At 48.9% G+C, this 1,535-nt stretch carries 1 protein-coding gene and 1 pseudogene; both read left to right on the forward strand.

Annotated elements, in window-relative coordinates; genetic code table 11:
• Nucleotides 1-388, forward strand: a pseudogene (gene tuf, locus HMPREF3201_RS07080) (elongation factor Tu); the annotation flags it as partial.
• Nucleotides 389-585: 197 nt separating this feature from the next.
• Nucleotides 586-1,479, forward strand: coding sequence for a mechanosensitive ion channel family protein (locus HMPREF3201_RS07085; protein WP_062412390.1), 894 nt, complete (start codon nt 586-588; stop codon nt 1,477-1,479).
• The last annotated feature ends 56 nt before the right edge of the window (nt 1,480-1,535 follow it).

Raw genomic sequence — 1,535 nt, forward strand, 5'->3', positions numbered from 1 at the left:
CGACAGCGCAGAAGCTGGCGACAACATCGGCGCATTGCTCCGTGGTGTTGACCGTAAAGAAATCGAACGTGGCCAGGTTCTCGCAAAACCGGGCACGATTCATCCGCACACAAAATTCAAAGCTCAGGTTTACGTTTTGACGAAAGACGAAGGCGGCCGTCATACGCCGTTCTTCAATGGCTATCGCCCGCAGTTCTACTTCCGTACAACGGACGTAACCGGCGTTATCCAGCTTCCGGAAGGCACTGAAATGTGCATGCCTGGCGACAACGTCAAAATGGACGTCGAACTGATCACTCCGATTGCTATCGAAGCTGGTCTCCGCTTCGCTATCCGTGAAGGCGGCCGTACGGTCGGTGCCGGTGTCGTTTCCGAAATCGAAGGCTAAAAAAACATACAGCAGGTACATCGGTATCTGTTGAACAGAAGCTGTAACGGCTGTGAGATAATACTCCGGCTGTTACAGCTTCTTTTTTTTGCTGCTTATAGGGAGCAGGGGAGCGGCTTTCATGGTATAATAATGGCAACCAGTTTTACAACTTATATCGTCTATTTCTGATACGCGTACACAGGAGGTTACCATCTATGAATCTTGCTGCTAATACGGTTCAGGCCGCCAGCAATGTCCGGGCTGACGTTAAAGAACAAGTGACAGAAGGCGTTACGACCCTTGGTCAGTTCAATGATTTCTTACTGAATTATGCGCCGGACATCATTGCAGCCATCATTATTTTTATCATCGGCCGCTATATTGCCGGTTTTATCAAGAAAGTGGCCATTCGCATGATGACCCATGCCAATTATGACCACACGGTCATCACCTTTGTCAGTCAAATCATTTACTATGCCCTCATGGCCATCGTCCTCTTGTCGGCCCTCAATAAACTGGGGATTCCGACCAACTCCTTCCTGGCCGCCTTTGGTGCTTTCGGTTTGGCTGTCGGCTTGGCCCTGCAGGGCAACCTGTCGAACTTTGCCTCGGGCCTGTTGATCTTGATCTTTAAGCCCTTTAGAGCCGGCGACTGGATTGCTGTCGGTGGCGTAGAAGGCAGTGTCAAAGGCATCCAAATGCTCAATACGGCCATTACGACCAAGGATAATAAGACCGTCTTCATCCCCAACTCGACGATTACAACGTCCCAGGTATCGAACAGTTCCTATCAGACTGAACGGTATATTACCTTCTTATTCGACATTGGCTATAACAATGACCACCATAAAGCCATCGACTTATTGAAACAAATCTTCAAGGAAGAACCGCGCGTCCTCAACGCCGATGATTTAGAAATCGGAATCAAAGAATTCGGGGACAACTCGGTGCGCATCGCCGCCTATCCTAAGGTCGCCAAGGCCGATTACCTTCCCGTCTTTTATGACGTCATGTCCAAGGTCAAGGATACCTTTGATGCCAACGGCATCGACATTCCGTATCCCCAGCGTGTCGTGTATATTCAAAAACCCGATGAATCAGAATCATAATTGAGTGCTGACGTAAAAAAGCTATCCCTTTGATGTGACCCCAAAAAGTTAGACCT

It is taken from the genome of Megasphaera sp. MJR8396C (assembly GCF_001546855.1).
Taxonomy (GTDB): domain Bacteria; phylum Bacillota; class Negativicutes; order Veillonellales; family Megasphaeraceae; genus Megasphaera.

Excerpts from the sequence above, each read along its gene's own strand:
- HMPREF3201_RS07085 (WP_062412390.1), top strand. The coding sequence starts at position 586 with ATGAATCTTGCTGCTAATACGGTTCAGGCCGCCAGCAATGTCCGGGCT.